General features: G+C 71.1%; 13 protein-coding genes. 11 read left to right on the forward strand and 2 right to left on the reverse strand.

Annotation, left to right across the window (positions count from 1 at the left end):
• Positions 1–3 precede the first annotated feature (3 nt).
• The 7 genes from AC1PME_RS07420 to AC1PME_RS07450 all read left to right on the forward strand — a co-directional run bounded on the left by AC1PME_RS07420 (position 4) and on the right by AC1PME_RS07450 (position 8,062).
• Positions 4–1,647, forward strand: coding sequence for a xylulokinase (locus AC1PME_RS07420; RefSeq protein ID WP_481097756.1), 1,644 nt, complete (start codon positions 4–6; stop codon positions 1,645–1,647).
• On the forward strand, positions 1,634–2,275 hold the full coding sequence (locus AC1PME_RS07425; RefSeq protein ID WP_481097757.1) for a class II aldolase/adducin family protein: 642 nt from the start codon (positions 1,634–1,636) through the stop codon (positions 2,273–2,275). Before AC1PME_RS07420 ends, AC1PME_RS07425 begins: the two co-directional genes overlap by 14 nt.
• Before the next feature lie 49 nt (positions 2,276–2,324).
• Positions 2,325–3,773, forward strand: coding sequence for an aspartate aminotransferase family protein (locus AC1PME_RS07430; RefSeq protein ID WP_481097758.1), 1,449 nt, complete (start codon positions 2,325–2,327; stop codon positions 3,771–3,773).
• Positions 3,774–3,776: 3 nt separating this feature from the next.
• Positions 3,777–4,415 (forward strand): hypothetical protein, encoded by a 639-nt coding sequence (locus AC1PME_RS07435; protein ID WP_481097759.1) that lies wholly within the window; start codon positions 3,777–3,779, stop codon positions 4,413–4,415.
• Positions 4,416–4,499: 84 nt separating this feature from the next.
• On the forward strand, positions 4,500–5,651 hold the full coding sequence (locus AC1PME_RS07440; protein WP_481098085.1) for an MFS transporter: 1,152 nt from the start codon (positions 4,500–4,502) through the stop codon (positions 5,649–5,651).
• Positions 5,652–5,773: 122 nt separating this feature from the next.
• Entirely contained in the window at positions 5,774–7,216 is a 1,443-nt protein-coding gene (locus AC1PME_RS07445) for an aldehyde dehydrogenase family protein (RefSeq protein WP_481097760.1), read from the forward strand.
• 174 nt (positions 7,217–7,390) lie between these two features.
• The gene (locus AC1PME_RS07450; protein WP_307549601.1) at positions 7,391–8,062 is read left to right on the forward strand and encodes a TetR/AcrR family transcriptional regulator; all 672 of its coding nucleotides are present in this window, start codon (positions 7,391–7,393) and stop codon (positions 8,060–8,062) included.
• Between the two features lie 312 nt (positions 8,063–8,374).
• Here the strand turns inward: AC1PME_RS07450 and parC are convergent, their stop codons facing one another.
• Both parC and AC1PME_RS07460 read right to left on the reverse strand, forming a co-directional pair.
• A complete protein-coding gene (gene parC / locus AC1PME_RS07455; RefSeq protein ID WP_481097761.1) occupies positions 8,375–10,618 on the reverse strand; it encodes a DNA topoisomerase IV subunit A in 2,244 nt (747 codons plus the stop codon).
• A 57-nt stretch (positions 10,619–10,675) separates the two neighbouring features.
• Complete coding sequence (locus tag AC1PME_RS07460; RefSeq protein ID WP_481097762.1) at positions 10,676–11,560, reverse strand: helix-turn-helix domain-containing protein; 885 nt, start codon at positions 11,558–11,560, stop codon at positions 10,676–10,678.
• Between the two features lie 142 nt (positions 11,561–11,702).
• On the opposite strand from AC1PME_RS07460, the gene AC1PME_RS07465 reads away from it, so the two are divergent.
• The 4 genes from AC1PME_RS07465 to AC1PME_RS07480 are packed head-to-tail and all read left to right on the forward strand — an operon-like array spanning position 11,703 to position 16,426.
• Positions 11,703–12,152, forward strand: a complete 450-nt coding sequence (locus AC1PME_RS07465; RefSeq protein ID WP_254460987.1) for a MarR family winged helix-turn-helix transcriptional regulator — start codon at positions 11,703–11,705, stop codon at positions 12,150–12,152.
• Between the two features lie 11 nt (positions 12,153–12,163).
• On the forward strand, positions 12,164–13,648 hold the full coding sequence (locus AC1PME_RS07470; protein WP_254460988.1) for an efflux transporter outer membrane subunit: 1,485 nt from the start codon (positions 12,164–12,166) through the stop codon (positions 13,646–13,648).
• A gap of 10 nt (positions 13,649–13,658) precedes the next feature.
• Positions 13,659–14,840: a multidrug transporter gene (locus AC1PME_RS07475; RefSeq protein WP_481097763.1), complete on the forward strand. Its 1,182-nt coding sequence runs from the start codon at positions 13,659–13,661 to the stop codon at positions 14,838–14,840.
• Between the two features lie 8 nt (positions 14,841–14,848).
• Positions 14,849–16,426: a DHA2 family efflux MFS transporter permease subunit gene (locus tag AC1PME_RS07480; RefSeq protein ID WP_254460990.1), complete on the forward strand. Its 1,578-nt coding sequence runs from the start codon at positions 14,849–14,851 to the stop codon at positions 16,424–16,426.
• Positions 16,427–16,630: the final 204 nt, after the last annotated feature.

The following is a 16,630-nucleotide window of genomic DNA, read 5'->3' on the forward strand; positions in this document are numbered from 1 at the left end:
GCCATGCGTAGCGAACTGCTCGATGCCGACCGTGGCGGCGACCAGCCGCTGGTGCTGGCGGTGGACCTGGGCACCTCCGGCTGCAAGTGCGCGCTGGTCACCCTGGACGGCCAGGTGATCGCCTGGGCGTTCGAGCCGGTGCCGCTGCACGTGCACGGGGTCTGCGCCGAGCAGGACCCGCGTGACTGGTGGAACGCGCTGCTGGTCACCGCCGCGGCGGTGCTGCAGGGCGGCGAGGCGCTACGCCGGCGGGTGACCGCGGTGTGCTGTTCGACCCAGGGCGAGTGCACCGTGTGCGTGGACCGCGACGGCCGCGCGCTGGGCAACGCGATGCTGTGGCTGGACATGCGCGGGCAGGCGGCGATCGCGCGGCGCCTGCGCGGACGCTGGCTCAACCTGCGCGGCTATGCGCCACTGAAGTTGCTGCGCTGGCTGCGCCTGAGCGGCGGTGCGCCGGCCGGCAGCGGCAAGGATTGCGCCGGCCACATCGCCTACCTGCGCGACCACGAACCGCAGCGCTACCAGCGCACGCACAAGTTCCTCAACGCGCTGGACTATCTCAACCTGCGCCTGACCGGGCGCTTCTGCGCCACTGCCGATTCGGTGCTCACCACCTGGGTCACCGACAACCGCGACCCGATGCGGATCCGCTACGACGACGGCTTGCTGCGCCTGCTCGGCATCGAACGCGACAAGCTGCCGGACCTGGTGGCCTCCACCGAGGTGCTGGGGCCGCTGCTGCCGCAGGTGGCGGCGCAGCTGGGTCTGCCGCCGCAGACCCGGGTGGTCGCCGGCGCCATCGACAACTCGGCGGTGGCGGTGGCCGCGGCGGTCGAGGACTACGCCGCGCATCTGTACCTGGGCACCTCGTCGTGGCTGGGCGCGCACGTGCCGCGGATGAAGACCGACGTGTTCAGCAACATCGCCGCGGTGCCGTGCGCGGTGAGCGGGCGCTATCTGGCCACCGCGCTGCAGTCCACCGCCGGCGCCAACCTGTCGTTCCTGCGCGACCGCATCCTGTTCCATCCGGACGAACTGCTTCGCGACGAGGAGCGCCCGGACGTGTACGAGGTGCTCAACGTGATCGCCGCGCGGGTGCCGGCGGGCGCCAACGGCCTGCTGTACATGCCGTGGCTGTTCGGCGAGCGCACCCCGGTGGAGGACCACAGCCTGCGCGCCGGGCTGGTCAACCTGTCGTTGATGCACACCCGCGAGGACATCATCCGTGCCTTCATGGAAGGCGTGGCCTTGAACACGCGCTGGATGATGGAGCCGTTCGCGCGCCTGCTCGGCCGCGATCCCGGCGTGATCGCCGCGGTCGGCGGCGGCGCGCAGTCGGACCTGTGGTGCCAGATCATCGCCGATGTCAGCGGCCAGCCGATCCGGCAACTGCACAACCCGATCCAGGCCAATGCGATCGGCGCCACCTTCATCGCCGGTGTGGGCCTGGGCCGGCTGCGCTTCGCCGACCTGCCGGCGCTGCAACGTGCGCGCCGGGTGTACGAACCGTCTGCGGCCACGCGCGCGCTGTACGACGACCGCTATGCGACGTTCCGCGAGTTGCAGCGCACCCTGGCGCCGATCTACCGGCGCATGAATCCCCTTCCCGAGTGCGTGCCGGAGGTTTCCCAGCATGTTTGCCCATGAACAACGCGCACGCGTGGTCGCGCTGTGCGTTGAACTGTCGCGGCGCGGCTACCTGGCCGGCACCGGCGGCAACGTCGCCTTGCGCCTGGACGCCGATCGCTTCGTGGTGACGCCGTCGGCCACCGACTACCTGGCGATGCGCGCCGGAGACATCTGCGTGGTGCGCCTGGCCGACCTGCGGCAACTGGATGGCGCCGCCACGCCGTCGGTGGAGACCGGGCTACATGCGCAGGTGCTGCGCCGCCGGCCCGACGTGGCCTGCAGCATCCACACCCATCAGCCGGTGGCCAGCGCCTGCGCGCTGCTCGGTGCGGCGCTGCCGGTGGAGGACCCGGCGTTGCAGGTGGCGATCGGCCACAGCGTGCCGATGGTCGGCTACTTCCCGTCCGGCACCGGGCTGTTGGCCTGGCTGCTGGCGCGGCAACTGCGCCCATCGCGCAATGCCTATCTGATGCGCAACCACGGCGTGCTGTGCTGCGGCCGCAGCCTGGAGCAGGCGGTGGCGGCGGTCGATGCGCTGGAGCAGGTGGCGCGCGAACACCTGACACGCCGCATCCGCCGCCGCGCCCTGCACGACACCGGCCTGGCCGCGCCGTTGCGCGCCGTTCTCACTGCCCTGGAGGCCTGAGCGCATGCACGCCCTTTCCGTTTCAGTTCCCCCGAGCCCGGCACCGACCATGAGCCAGACCCCCGCCATTTCGCAATGGCCCGATGTGGACCAGTTGTACGCACGCTTCCATGCGCTGGTGAACCAGCCGATGCGGCCGATCGGCGCCGCCGGCATGGCCAAGGTGATGCGCTACTTCGACGAGCGCTGCCAGGGTTCCAGGCGCCTGGGCGAGGCGGCCAAGCAGGTGATCCCCGGCGGCGTGCAGCACAACCTGGCGTTCAACCATCCGTTCCCGCTGGCGATGCACAGCGCCGAGGGCGCTTACCTGACCGACGTGGACGGCAACGGCTATATCGACTTCCTGCAGGCCGGCGGCCCGACCCTGCTCGGGTCCAATCCGCCGGAACTGCGCGAGCACGTGCAGGCGGTGCTGGACCAGTGCGGTCCGGTGACCGGCCTGCTGCACGAGTACGAGGTCAAGCTGGCCGAACTGGTCTGCGCCAGCATGCCGGCGGTGGAGATGCTGCGCTTGCTCGGCTCCGGCACCGAGGCGGTGATGGGCGCGGTGCGCCTGGCCCGCACCCACACCCGCAAGAAATGGATCATCAAGATCGGCGGCGCCTACCACGGCTGGAGCGACCAGTTGGTGTACGGCATGCGCCTGCCGGGCACCGGGCGCATGGAGGCGATCGGCATCCCGCGCGGTGCCACCGCCTATACCCAGGAATGCCATCCCAACGATCTGGACGCGCTGCGCCGCAAGCTGCAGCTCAACCGCCTGCGCGGCGGCACCGCGGCGGTGCTGCTGGAACCGCTGGGGCCGGAGAGCGGCACGCGGCCGGTCCACTATGACTACAACCGGCAGGTGCGCACGCTGTGCGACGAGTTCGGCGCGCTGCTGATCTTCGACGAAGTGGTCACCGGCTTCCGGCTCGGCCCGGGCGGTGCGCAGGGCTACTTCGGGGTGATGCCGGACATCACCGTGCTCGGCAAATGCCTGGCCGGCGGCTATCCGATGGCTGGGGCGATCGGCGGCCGCCGCGAGGTGATGATGAGCCTGGTCGGCGGCATCGGCACCACCGCGCGGCGCGCCTTCGTCGGCGGCACGCTGTCGGCCAATCCGCTGTCCTGCGTGGCCGGCTACCACGCCTTGCTGGAGGCGCAGCGCAGCGATGCCGCCGGCCAGGCCGGCCGCGCCGGCGATCGCCTGCGGCAGGGGCTGGAGGCGATCATCCGCCGTCTCGGCCTGCCGTACGTGGTCTACAACATGGGCTCGATCGTGCACCTGCAGACCTCCGGCGTGCTGCTGCTGGACACCGGCAACCTGTACAAGCTGTGGCGCGTGCGCAACGAGGCCAAGCAGCGCAAGCACATGATGGAGGAGATGGGCGCGGCGTATTCCGCGCACGGGCTGATCACCCTGGCCGGCAGCCGCCTCTACACCAGCCGCGCCGATACCGATGCGGTGGTCGACGAGGCGCTTAACCGCTTCGACGACGTGTTCAAGCTGGTGTAGCGCATGCCCACCGTCGCGCACATCGAAGCGCTGTGGCTGCACACCCGCGAGCGGCTCATGGCCAGGCGCCTGCTCGGCGACGACGCGGCAGCGCTGGCGCTGCGCTGTCCGGGCAGCACGGCGATGTGCTGCGGTGCGCTCGATGCGGAGCGGCCGCAGTGGCTGGACTGGCGCGACCCGGCGCTGCCGGCGTCGGCGCAGGTGCACGCGCAGGTGTACCTGCGGCGTGCCGATGTCGGCGCCAGCGCCTGGTCGGCGGGCGCGTTCGGCCATCGCCTGGCCGATGTCGGCGGCGTGCTGCCGCAGGTGTTCGACGAGCAGGCCCGGCACATCGGGCCGATGCCGGCGCCGCTGGCGGCTGCGGACCGGTTGACCAGCGGGCCGCCGCAGATCGGCAACGCCCTGCTGCTGGGCGGGCGCCCGCTGTGCCTGGGGAGCAGTGCGCAGCGGCTGGCGCTGAACCTGGAACTGTTCGAAAAATGCGCCAAGGCCTATGTGCTTGCCGCGGCCACCGGCGGGCAGGTGCGGGAACTGCCATGGTGGGTCCGGCGCATCGCCAACGGGCGCTTGCGCAAGGACCAGAGGCGGGCCGCCGCGGCGTTTGCCGCAGGCGAACTGCCGGCCGAAAGTACCGGGTATTGAGGAAGCGCTGCGATGACCGCCATGCCGTCCCCATCGTCCATGCCGCCGGCGGCCGTGCAGGCGGCGCGTCCGCTCGCCGCGGCCTTGTCGATCGGCGCGATCGCGCTGCTGATCCTCGGCGTGCAGCCGATCGTGCTCGGCGCGCTGGTCGAGCAGCGCCTGATCACCCTGCCCGGGGTGGGCGTGGTGGCGATGGGCGAGATCATCGCCCTGGGCATCGGCGTGGCGCTGGGCGATGCGCTGCTGCCGGTGTCCTGGCAGCGACGCACCGCGATCGTGGCGGCGCTGCTGGCCGCGCTGCTGAACCTGGCCACGCTGCAGACGCAGGGCGATGCGGCCTTCGTCGCGCTGCGCGCGGCCGCCGGCCTGGCCGAGGGCCTGCTGGTGTGGGTGGCCACGGTCAGCATCGTGCGCGCGGCCGCCCCGGACCGGATCACCGCGGTGTTCATGGTGTTGCAGGCGCTGGCGCAGATCGCGCTGGCGGCGGCGCTGGCGCTGTGGGTGTTGCCGGCGGCCGGCTGGAAGGGCGGCTTCGTCGCCATGGCCGCGACCTGCCTGCTGGTGTTGCCGCTGGCGGCGGCCCTGCCGGCGCCGGCAAGCCTGGCCGCGGCGGCCGGCGTCCCGTGCGCGGCGAGCGCCACCGCCCGGCTGCGCTGGTCGCCGGCGACGCTGGCGCCGCTGCTGGTGGCGTTCCTGCAGATGGCGGCGATCGGCGCGCTGTGGGCCTACCTGGAGCCGCTGGCGCTGCGCGCCGGGCTGGATGCGCATGCGGCGCAGCTGCAGACCTCGTGGGTGCTGGGCATGCAGATCGTCGGCGGGCTGGCGGCGATCTACTGGGTGCGTCGGTTGTCGGTGACGGCGACGCTGACCCTGGGCAGCGTGGCGCTGTGCCTGGTGGCCACGGCGATGTACCGGGTTCCCGGGCATCCGGCACCGGGTTTCGCGGCGGTGTGCGTGGCGTTCGGCTTCGCTTGGATGTTCCTGATGCCGTTCCATGTCGGCCTGGCGCTGCGCGCCGATGCGCAGGGGCGGGTGGCGGTGCTGGTGCCGGCCGCGCAGTTGATCGGATCGGCGTGCGGACCGTTGCTGGCGTCGCTGCTGCTGCACGCCGACGATCCGGCGCCGGTGCCGCTGGTCGGGCTGGGCTTCGCGCTGGCCGCGGCCTTGCTGGCGCTGTGGATCGGCCGGCGGCAGCGCCGCCCGGCCGTCGTGCAGGCGGGCTCGCATGCCGGGTAATGGCGGCCGCTCCTGCGCGCTGGTCGCCGCCGCGGCGCAGGGCGGCCTGCGCCGCGTGGCGCAGGGCAGGGCACTGCCACACGCAGGCGGGCGGCCGACGCTCCACACGCAGGAGAAGTGCGATGTCGCCTGAGCCCGTGCAGGACTCTGCGCCGGAGACGATCGCGGCGCTGTTCGCCGCGCAGCAGGCCACCGCGCTGGCCTGGCGCGGCTCCTCGGCGAACGCGCGGCGCGCACATCTGCGTGCGTTGCGCGATGCGTTGCTGGCGCGGCGGCAGGCGTTGATCGCCGCCTTCGCCGCCGATTTCGCCAAGCCCGCACTGGAAGTGGAACTGACCGAGCTGCTGCCGGTGGTCGACGAGATCGCCACCGCCATCGCGCAGCTGCCGCGCTGGATGCGTCCGCGCAAGGTCGCGCCGACCCTGCTGGCCCTGGGCACGCGCGCGCGCATCGCGTTCCAACCCAAGGGCCGCTGCCTGATCATCGGGCCCTGGAACTACCCGGTGGCCACCGTGCTGGGGCCGCTGGTGTCGGCGCTGGCCGCCGGCAACACCGCGCTGATCAAGCCGTCCGAATTCACGCCGCAGGTCAACGCGGTGCTGCAGGCGGTGCTGGAGGAAGCGTTCGCGCCGGAGGAGGTGGCGCTGGTGCAGGGCGGCGCGGCGACCGCGCAGGCCTTGCTGGCGTGTCCGTTCGACCATGTGTTCTTCACCGGCTCGGCGTCGGTGGGCCGGCAGGTGATGGCCGCGGCGGCGCGGCAGTTGACCCCGGTGACGCTGGAGCTGGGCGGCAAGTCGCCGGTCATCGTCGACCGCAGCGCCGACCTGCGCTGCGCCGCCGAGGTGATCGTCTGGGCCAAGCTGGTCAATGCCGGACAGACCTGCATCGCCCCGGATACCTTGTTCGTGCATCGCGACGTCAGCGCGCGTCTGCTCGACCACTGCCGCGCACTGCTGGCGCAGCGCTACGGGGCCGACGCGCAGGCGGTCGCCGCCAGCCCGCACCTGGCGCGGATGATCCACCCGGCGCATGCCGCGCGCGTGGCCGTCCTGATCGACGAGGCGCGCGCCGGCGGCGCGCAGCTGCTGGCCGGTGGCGAGCACGACGCGGCGCGGCGCTACGTGGCGCCGACGCTGCTGGGCCAGGTGCCGGCGCAGGCGCGGATCGCGCAGGAAGAGATCTTCGGCCCGGTGCTGCCGGTGGTCGAGTTCGCGCGCCTGGACGAGGTGCTGGATCGGCTCGATGCCGCGCCCAAGCCGCTGGCGCTGTACCTGTGGAGCCGCGACCGTGCCGGCGTGGCGCGGGTGCTGGCACGTACCAGTTCCGGCAGCGCGGTGGTCAACCACTGCCTGCAGCAGTTCGTGCACAGCGGCCTGCCGTTTGGCGGGGTCGGCGCTTCGGGCTTCGGCAGCGCGCACGGCATGCACGGGTTTCGCACCTTCTCGCACGAACGCGCGTTGCTGCAGGGCGGGCGCCTGCCGATCGTCAAGGCGTTCTTTCCTCCGTACACCGCCTTGCAGCAACGTCTGGCGGCCGGCCTCAGCAGTTGGCTGGCGCGGCGCTGAGCGTCGCCGCCGATATGCCCTGTGCGGGCGCGGTAAGATGTGATGTCGGCGCGTGCCGCGACGGCGCGGCGCAGTCCGCGCAACCCTCGCCGTGGCGATGCGTGCCGCCGTGCCGCCACCGCGGCGCCTGCCGGCCACGCGCTGCGCGCGCCGCTTCACCACCATCGAGATCCCATGCCCGCCGACACGCCGCGTTCCCCCGCACCGCACCGCCCGCGCCTGACCGGGAACAAGGTGCCGGCCCAGCATCGCGCCACCGAGACCTACGAACAGATCCTCTCGGTCACCGCGCAATTGCTCGGCGACGTCGGCGTGGAGCGGCTGTCGACCAACCTGGTGTGCGCGCGTGCGGGGCTGACGCCGCCGGCGCTGTACCGCTATTTCCCCAACAAGTACGCGCTGCTGTCGGAACTGGGGCGGCGGCTGATGGAGCGGCAGAACCAGCTCATCCCCAAGTGGATCACCCTTCAGGCCATGAGCGGCACGCGCGACGAATTGCAGCGCGCGCTGGCCGGGCTGGTGCTGGACACCTACCGCGTCACCAAGGCAACCGAGGGCGGGGTGTGGGTGCTGCGCGCGCTACGTGCGGTGCCGGCGCTGCAGCAGGTGCGGCTGGAGTCGCACGCGCAGGTCACCAAGGGCCAGGTGCGCTTCCTCAGCGAGGCCTTCCCCGACGCCGATCCGCGCCAGCTGCGGCTGGTCAGCCGCATCGTGGTCGACCTGATCTACGCGACCGTGGAACTGCTGTTCGACACCCGCCTGAGCGCCCGTGCGGTGGCCGATACCGTGGCGGCGATGATCGCCAGCCATATCGAACAGCTGCGTGATGGGGCAATGGCGGGCTAAGCGAGACCTGGACTCGGCCGCTCGGGCGGCTCTGGTGTGGGAGGGGCTTCAGCCCCGACGCGCTGCAGGTGATGCGCGTCGGGGCTGAAGCCCCTCCCACAAAAAACCTCGTGATGGGGAGGCTTTCGGGAAGCTTGGCTTCGAGCGCGATGCGCGTGCAGCGCTTGTGTATTTTTACGCTTCAACCGCGATGCTTCAGCGGTAAGGCCTCGCGGCTGAAGCCGCTCCTACGAGAGCGGGGTTCCGCGCCGTACGTAAACGCTGCACCGGCGCGAAACCCCAATCCCGCGCTTGGCGCCAAGCGCCAAGCGCTTACTCCACCGCCAGATCGTCGACCTTCTGCCACCCGCGCGGCAGCAGCCCGCCGCGGCTGGCGCGGGCGCCGAGGTAGGCGTCCAGGTCCTTGAACGACAGCGACATGGTGCGCTGGCCGCTCTTCACCAGCAGGGTGTTGCCCGGCGCCACCGCAGCGATCGCCACCACCCGTTCGGTGCTGAGCTTGGCCTTGGGGATGTCGATGATCTTGTTGCCCTTGCCCTTGTCCAGCTCGGGCAGGTCGGCGACCGGGAACGCCAGCAGGTGGCCGGCGCTGGTGACCGCGACGATGCGGTCGCTGCCGGCGCCGCTCACCGGCGCCGGCGGCAGCACCTTGGCGTTCGGGGTCAGGTTGAGCATGGCCTTGCCGGCCTTGTTGCGGCTGGTCAGGTTCTCGAAGCGGGTGACGAAGCCGTAGCCGTGCGAGGACGCCAGCACCAGGCGCGCGTCGTTGTCGCCGCTAGCCAGGGCCTGGAACGACGCGCCGGCCGCGGGCGAGAAGCGTCCGGTCAGCGGCTCGCCATTGCCGCGCGCCGAGGGCAGGGTGTGGATCAGGGTCGAGTAGGCGCGGCCTTCCGAATCCAGGAACGCCACCTGCTGGGTGCTGCGCCCGCGCACCGCCGCCAGCAGGCTGTCGCCGTCGCGATAGGACAGCGCCGCCGGGTCCACGTCGTGGCCCTTGGCCGCGCGGATCCAGCCCTTCTCCGACATCACCACGGTCATCGGCTCGCTCGGCACCAGCTCGGTCTCGTCGATGGCCTGGGCCGCGTCGCGCTGCACCAGCGGCGAACGCCGCGCATCGCCGAACTTCTTGGCGTCGGCCATCAGCTCGTCCTTGATCAGCTTCTTCAGCTTGGTCTTGCTGGCCAGCACCGCCTGCAACTGCTCGCGTTCCTTGGCCAGCGCGTCCTGCTCGCCGCGGATCTTCATCTCTTCCAGCCGCGCCAGCTGGCGCAGGCGGGTCTCCAGGATGTAGTCGGCCTGTTCCTCGCTGAGCGCGAAGCGCGCGATCAGCGCCGGCTTCGGCTCGTCCTCGGTACGGATGATGCGGATCACTTCATCCAGGTTGAGGAACGCGGTCAGCAGGCCTTCCAACAGGTGCAGGCGGCGCTCGACCTTCTCCAGCCGATGGTTGAGGCGGCGCACCACGGTGTCGCTGCGGAAGCGCAGCCATTCCTCCAGCAGGGTCTTGAGGTTCTTGACCTGCGGGCGGCCGTCCAGGCCGATCACGTTGAGGTTGACCCGGTAGCTGCGCTCCAGGTCGGTGGTGGCGAACAGGTGGCCCATCAGCTGCTCGGCGTCGACCCGGTTGGAGCGCGGCACCAGCACCACCCGCACCGGGTTGGCGTGGTCGGACTCGTCGCGGATGTCTTCCAGCCACGGCAGCTTCTTGGCGCGCATCTGCTGCGCGATCTGCTCGATCACCTTGGACGGCGACACCTGGTAGGGCAGCGCCGTGACCACGATGTTGGTGTTTTCCTTCTGGTAGGTGGCGCGGGCGCGCACGCTGCCATGGCCGGTTTCGTAAATGGTGCGCAGGTCGGCGGCCGGGGTGATGATCTCGGCGGTGGTCGGGTAGTCCGGGCCGCGCACGTGCTCGCACAGGTCGGCGACGCTCGCATCGGGGTCGTCGAGCAGGCGGATCAGCGCGCTGACGATCTCGTTGAGGTTGTGCGGCGGCACGTCGGTGGCCATGCCCACGGCGATGCCGGTGGTGCCGTTGAGCAGCAGGTGCGGCAGCCGCGCCGGCATCCAGGTCGGCTCGTCCAGGGTGCCGTCGAAGTTCGGCGACCAGTCCACCGTGCCCTGGCCCAGTTCGCCCAGCAGCACTTCGGCGATCGGGGTCAGCTTGGACTCGGTGTAGCGCATCGCCGCGAACGACTTCGGGTCGTCGGTGGAGCCGAAGTTGCCCTGGCCCTCGATCAGCGGATAGCGGTAGGAGAACGGCTGCGCCATCAGCACCAGCGCTTCGTAGCAGGCGCTGTCGCCGTGCGGATGGTACTTGCCGATCACGTCGCCGACGGTGCGCGCGGACTTCTTCGGCTTGGCCGCGGCATTGAGCCCCAGCTCGCTCATCGCGTAGATGATGCGCCGCTGCACCGGCTTGAGCCCATCGCCGAGGAACGGCAGGGCGCGGTCCAGCACCACGTACATGGAGTAGTCGAGGTAGGCGCGTTCGGCGTATTCGCGCAGCGGCAGCTGTTCGAAGCCATGGAAGGCGGGGCGGGCGAGATCGGTCATGCGCAGGGAACACCTATAGGGGAACGCGGCGCCAGGCGCCGCAGGTCAGCCGGTCGATTATCCGGATGCGGCCGGCGATGCCAAGCCGCGCGTGCCGCCGGCGCTGGCCAGGTAGCGAGCCGGAGGATGACCGAAGCGGCCGCGGAAGGCGGTGACGAAGGCGCTGGAGCTGCTGTAGCCGAGTTGATAGGCGGTGTCGGCGACGCTGGCGCCGTCGCTCAGGCGGCGCAGGGCTTCGGCCAGCCGCGCCTGCTGGCGCCAGCCGGCGAAGCCGAAGCCGGTCTCGTCGCGGAAGTGCCGGCTCAGGCTGCGCGAGGACAGGCCGGCCCAATCGGCCCATTGCGCCAGCGAGCGGTCGTCGGCGGGGGTCTCCAGCAACTGGGTGGCGATGCGCAGCAGGCGCCGGTCGCGCGGCATCGGCAGGTGCAGATGCTCGACCGGAGCGTTGCGCACCTCGTCCAACAGCACGCCACACAGGCGCTGCTGTTCGGCGTCCAGCGCCGCCGGCACGCCCCATTGGGTCATGCGCCGCAGCAGTTCCCGGAACAGGCCGTTCATGCCGATCACGCAGGTCCGCGGCGGCAGGTCGGCGCAGACGTCGGGGCGGATCAGCACCAGGTAGCTGCGCACCCGCCCGGACACTTGCACGGTGTGCAGTTCCTGCGGCGGCATCCAGCCGGCGCAGCCCGGCGGCAGCGACCACTGGCCGTGCGCGGTACAGGTGCCGAGCACGCCCTCCTCGACGTAGATCAGCTGGCCGCGCACGTGGCGGTGCCAGTCCACCTCGCGCCGCAGCGACACCGACGAGTGCGCCATGAATGCCAGCGCGGGCGGGCCGTCGGCGCGCTCGAACCAGTGCAGGGCGCGCGGGTCCAGGGCGCTGTCGGAGGCGAGGGCGGGGGAGGGAGGGGCGGGTGCGGTTGGCCCGATTTTGATATCCATTGTCCTGATTGTAATACCGGGCCACGCGCCGCGGCCGCTAGAGTGCGCACCGTCGCCAGTGTTCCTTCGCTGCAACGCAGCATCTACTTTCCTTGGGGATATTTTCTTGACATATATTTCTAGATGAAAATAATAGGCGCCCATGAACTGCGCTCCCAATCTGCCCGGTCCGCCCTCGTTCGGCCTGCTCCTGCGCCAGGTGCGTGACGGCTTGATGCGGCGCCTGGACGACGCCATGGCCGGGTTGGAACTGGACCTGTGCTTCAGCCACTACCTCGGCATGAAGGCCTTGGCCTACATGTCGCCGTGCACCGCCAACGAACTGGCCCAGGCCCTCGACCAGAACCCCAGCGCGGTGACGCGCCTGCTGGACAAGCTGGAAGACCTGGGCTGGGTGCGCCGCGAGGCGCATGCGCAGGACCGCCGCGCGCTGCAGATCGTGCTCACCGACGACGGCCGCGCGCTGTGGCAGCAACTCAAGCAGCGCGGCGACGACGCCATCGCCGACGCGCTGCGCGATCTGTCTGCCGAGGAGCGCGAGCACCTGTTTTCGCTGTTGGCCCGCGTCCGCGACTCCCTCAATTCGCCCTGAAACCCGCCCACATGAACCTGTCTCCCGCACTCTCCCGCCTGCGTCCGTTCGCGGTCGCGGCCCTCACCCTGGCGCTGGCGGCCTGTGCCAGCAGCCGTGGCCTGGAACCGCAGGGGCGCCGGCTCGACGCCGACCGCCAACTGCACATCGGCAAGACCCTGGCCGCCGACGCGCTGGCGCCGGCGCCGTGGCCGCAGCAGGACTGGTGGAAGGCGCTGGGCGATCCGCAGCTCGACGCGCTGATCGCCGAGGCCCTGCAGGGCACGCCCAGCCTCGACGCCGCCGATGCGCGGCTGCGCCTGGCGCAGGCGCAGGCCGGTGCCGCGGATGCGGACCGCGGCGCCAAGCTGTCGCTGTCGGCCGGCTATACCGGCCTGCAGCTGCCCAAGGGCCTGGCCGGCGACGAGATCGGCGGCAAGTACCTCCACAACGAACAGGCGCTGCTGAACTTCAGCTACGGCTTCGACCTGTGGGGCGGCAAGCGCGCCGCGTGGGAAGCGGCGGTGGACCAGGCGCATGCGGCCGAGGTCGATGCGCAGGCCGCGCGCCTGGACCTGTCGGCCGCGGTGGCGAGCGCCTACGCGCAGCTCGGCTACGCCTGGCATCTGTACGACCTGGCCGGCGCCGAACTGGCGCGCTCGGAGAACAGCCTGGCGCTGGTGCGGCAGCGCCGCGATGCCGGCATCGACAACAACCTGCAACTGCGCCAGGCCGAGGCCCGGGTCCCGGCGGCGCGCCAGCAGCAGGCCGCGGCGCAGCAGCAGATCGACGAAGCGCGCACCGCGCTGGCGGCCCTGCTCGGGCGCGGCCCGGACCGCGGGCTGCAGATCGGGCGGCCGCGGCTGTTGGATCCGCAGGCCGCGCGGGTGCCGTCGGTGCTGCCCAGCGACCTGCTCGGCCGCCGCCCCGACGTGGTCGCCGCGCGCTGGCGGGTCGAGGCCGCCTCGCAGGGCATCCATGCGGCCAAGGCGCAGTTCTATCCCAGCATCAACCTGACCCTGCTGGGCGGCGTCGCCGCCACCAATCCGGGCGACCTGTTCAAGAGTTCGTCGGTGCTCGGCCTGCTCAGCCCGGGCGTGAGCCTGCCGCTGTTCGACAGCGGGCGGCTGCGCAGCCAGCTGGCCGAGCGCGATGCGCAGTACGACCTGGCGGTGGCCAACTACAACCAGACCCTGGTGGCGGCGCTGCGCGAGGTGGCCGACCAGGTCAACGCGGCGCGCTCGCTGGCGCAGCAGGTGCAGCAGCAGGCGCAGGCGCTGGAGACCGCGCAGGCCGCCTTCGACCTGTCGCAGCAGCGCTATCGCGCCGGCATCGGCAACTACCTGGACGTGCTCAGCGCGCAGCAGCAGTTGCTGGAGGCGCAGCAGCGCCTGGCCTCCCTGCAATCCAATCAGCTCCTGGTCTCGGTGCGCCTGAATCAGGCGCTGGGCGGCGGCTACGACGCCACCTCCGCCGCCGACGCGCCGAGTTCTTCTTCCGCACCTTCGCATTCCTGAGATCGCTGCAATGAATCAGACAACGACCCCCGCTTCCTCCGCTCCCGCCCCCAGCCGGCGCGGCAAGCTGCTGCGCGGCCTGGCCGTGGTAGTGGTGCTGGTGCTGATCGCGCTGGCGATCTGGTACTTCCTGGTCGGCCGCTGGCACGAGGACACCGACGACGCCTACGTGCAGGGCAACCTGGTGCAGATCACGCCGATGGTGGCCGGCACCGTGGTACGCATCGACGCCGACGACGGCATGCGCGTGGAACGCGGCCAGCCGCTGGTCAAGCTCGACCCGGCCGACACCGAGGTCGCGCTGCAGCAGGCCGAGGCCAATCTGGCGCGCACCGTGCGCCAGGTGCGCGGTCTGTACCGCTCGGTCGAGGGCGCCCAGGCCGAGCTGGCCGCGCAGCAGGTGACCCTGCAGCGCGCCCGCGCCGACGTCGCCCGCCGCGCCAGCCTGGTCGCCACCGGCGCCATCTCCGCCGAAGAGCTGGCGCACGCCCGCGACCAGTTGGCCGCCGCCGAGGCCGCGGTCAGCGGTTCGCGCGAGACCCTGGCGCGCAACCGCGCGCTGATCGACGAGAGCGGCGTGGCCGACCAGCCCGACGTGAAGGCCGCCGCTGCGCAGATGCGCCAGGCCTTCCTCAACAACACCCGCAGCGCCATCGTCGCGCCGGTGTCCGGCTATGTCGCGCGGCGCTCGGTGCAGGTCGGCCAGCGCGTGCAGCCCGGCACCGCGCTGATGGCGGTGGTGCCGCTGAACCAGGTCTGGGTGGACGCCAACTTCAAGGAAACCCAGCTCAAGCACATGCGCCTGGGCCAGCCGGTGGAACTGGAGTCGGATCTGTACGGCAGCGCGGTGACCTACCACGGCACCGTGCAGAGCCTGGGCATCGGCACCGGCAGCGCGTTCTCGCTGCTGCCGGCGCAGAACGCCAGCGGCAACTGGATCAAGATCGTGCAGCGCGTCCCGGTGCGCATCGCCATCGACGCCAAGCAGTTGCAGCAGCACCCGCTGCGCATCGGCCTGTCGATGAAGGCCGACGTCAATCTGCACGACCAGAACGGCTCGGTGCTGCCGAGCAAGCCGGCCAGCGGTGTGCTGCTGGATACCGATGTCTACGCCCAGCAGCTGCAGCAGGCCGATGCGGCCGTGAAGCAGATCATCCACGCCAACCTGCCTGACGCCGCCAAGGCGGACTGAGCCCGGTCATGTCCAACGAAGCTGTCGCTCCTGCCGCGCCCGGGGTCCCGGGCGCACCGGCCGCCGGGTTCCGCCCGGCCAGTGTGGCACTGTGCACGGTGGGCCTGGCGCTGGCCTCGTTCATGCAGGTGCTCGACACCACCATCGCCAACGTCTCGCTGCCCACCATCGCCGGCAACCTCGGCGCCAGTTCGCAGCAGGCGACCTGGGTGATCACCTCGTTCGCGGTCAGCAACGCCATCGCGTTGCCGCTGACCGGCTTCCTCAGCCGCCGCTTCGGCGAGACCAAGTTGTTCGTGTGGGCCACGCTGGCCTTCACCGCGGCCTCGCTGCTGTGCGGCCTGGCCCAGAGCATGGGCATGCTGGTGGTCTCGCGCGCGCTGCAGGGCTTCGTCTGCGGCCCGATGTACCCGATCACCCAGAGCCTGCTGGTGTCGATCTATCCGCGCGAGAAACGCGGCCAGGCGCTGGCGCTGCTGGCGATGATCACCGTGGTCGCGCCCATCGCCGGGCCGATCCTCGGCGGCTGGATCACCGACAACTACAGCTGGGAATGGATCTTCCTGATCAACGTGCCGCTGGGCATCATCGCCGCGACCGTGGTCGGCTCGCAGCTGCGCGACCGTCCCGAGCCGATCGAACGTCCGCGCATGGATTACGTCGGCCTGATCACCCTGATCATCGGCGTGGGCTGCCTGCAGGTGGTGCTGGACCTGGGCAACGACGAGGACTGGTTCAGTTCGACCAAGATCGTGGTGCTGGCCGCGATCTCGGCGGTGGCGCTGGCGGTGTTCCTGATCTGGGAACTGACCGACAAGGATCCGATCGTCGACCTGCGGCTGTTCCGCCACCGCAACTTCCGCGCCGGCACCATGGCGCTGATCGTGGCCTACGCGGCGTTCTTCAGCGTGTCGCTGCTGATCCCGCAGTGGCTGCAGCGCGACATGGGCTACACCGCGATCTGGGCCGGCCTGGCCACCGCGCCGATCGGCATCCTGCCGGTGATCATGACCCCGTTCGTCGGCAAGTACGCTTCGCGCTTCGATCTGCGGCTGCTGGCCAGCATCGCCTTCATCTTCATGGCCGTCACCAGCTTCATGCGCTCGGACTTCAACCTGCAGGTGGATTTCCCGCACGTGGCCGGGGTGCAGTTGCTGATGGGCGTGGGCGTGGCGCTGTTCTTCATGCCGGTGCTGCAGATTTTGCTGTCGGACCTGGACGGCCGCGAGATCGCCGCCGGCTCCGGCCTGGCCACGTTCCTGCGCACGCTGGGCGGCAGCTTCGCCGCCTCGCTGACCACCTACCTGTGGGCCAAGCGCACCCAGCTGCACCACGCGAACCTGACCGAGCATATCTCCAGCTACACGCCGGGCATGCAGGAACAGGTGCAGATGATGGGCAACGGCAGCCTGCAGAACGGCGCGGCGGTGCTCAACAACACCATCAACCACCAGGCCTCGCAGATGGGCTTCAACGACATCTTCTACCTGCTGGGCTGGACCTTCCTGGCGATCATCTTCTTCCTGTGGCTGGCCAAGCCGCCGTTCGGCGGCGGTGGCGGCGCGGCGGCCGCCGGCGGCCACTGAGCCAGGCGGCGACGCGGCGTCCGGCCGGCGCGGACGCGGACCATCGGCGCCGGGTCCGCGCCGCTGCTGCGCTGGCCTCGCGGATGGCCTGGGATGCGGTGGCGGGCGAGTCCGGCACGCCGTCCAACGCCGCCGGTGCGGCCTGCGTGCCCGGCGGCGCGCTCCGCCGCCGGGACACTTGCCGCTGCCGCGGCCCGCGCACCA

The sequence above is a fragment of the Xanthomonas sp. NCPPB 901 genome (genome assembly GCF_056725085.1).

Excerpts from the sequence above, each read along its gene's own strand:
- AC1PME_RS07475 (WP_481097763.1), top strand. The coding sequence starts at position 13,659 with ATGAATCAGACAACGACCCCCGCTTCCTCCGCTCCCGCCCCCAGCCGG.
- AC1PME_RS07470 (WP_254460988.1), top strand. The coding sequence starts at position 12,164 with ATGAACCTGTCTCCCGCACTCTCCCGCCTGCGTCCGTTCGCGGTCGCG.
- AC1PME_RS07430 (WP_481097758.1), top strand. The coding sequence starts at position 2,325 with ATGAGCCAGACCCCCGCCATTTCGCAATGGCCCGATGTGGACCAGTTG.
- AC1PME_RS07460 (WP_481097762.1), bottom strand. The coding sequence starts at position 11,560 with ATGGATATCAAAATCGGGCCAACCGCACCCGCCCCTCCCTCCCCCGCC.
- AC1PME_RS07445 (WP_481097760.1), top strand. The coding sequence starts at position 5,774 with ATGTCGCCTGAGCCCGTGCAGGACTCTGCGCCGGAGACGATCGCGGCG.
- AC1PME_RS07465 (WP_254460987.1), top strand. The coding sequence starts at position 11,703 with ATGAACTGCGCTCCCAATCTGCCCGGTCCGCCCTCGTTCGGCCTGCTC.
- AC1PME_RS07450 (WP_307549601.1), top strand. The coding sequence starts at position 7,391 with ATGCCCGCCGACACGCCGCGTTCCCCCGCACCGCACCGCCCGCGCCTG.
- AC1PME_RS07420 (WP_481097756.1), top strand. The coding sequence starts at position 4 with ATGCGTAGCGAACTGCTCGATGCCGACCGTGGCGGCGACCAGCCGCTG.
- AC1PME_RS07435 (WP_481097759.1), top strand. The coding sequence starts at position 3,777 with ATGCCCACCGTCGCGCACATCGAAGCGCTGTGGCTGCACACCCGCGAG.
- AC1PME_RS07425 (WP_481097757.1), top strand. The coding sequence starts at position 1,634 with ATGTTTGCCCATGAACAACGCGCACGCGTGGTCGCGCTGTGCGTTGAA.
- parC (WP_481097761.1), bottom strand. The coding sequence starts at position 10,618 with ATGACCGATCTCGCCCGCCCCGCCTTCCATGGCTTCGAACAGCTGCCG.
- AC1PME_RS07480 (WP_254460990.1), top strand. The coding sequence starts at position 14,849 with ATGTCCAACGAAGCTGTCGCTCCTGCCGCGCCCGGGGTCCCGGGCGCA.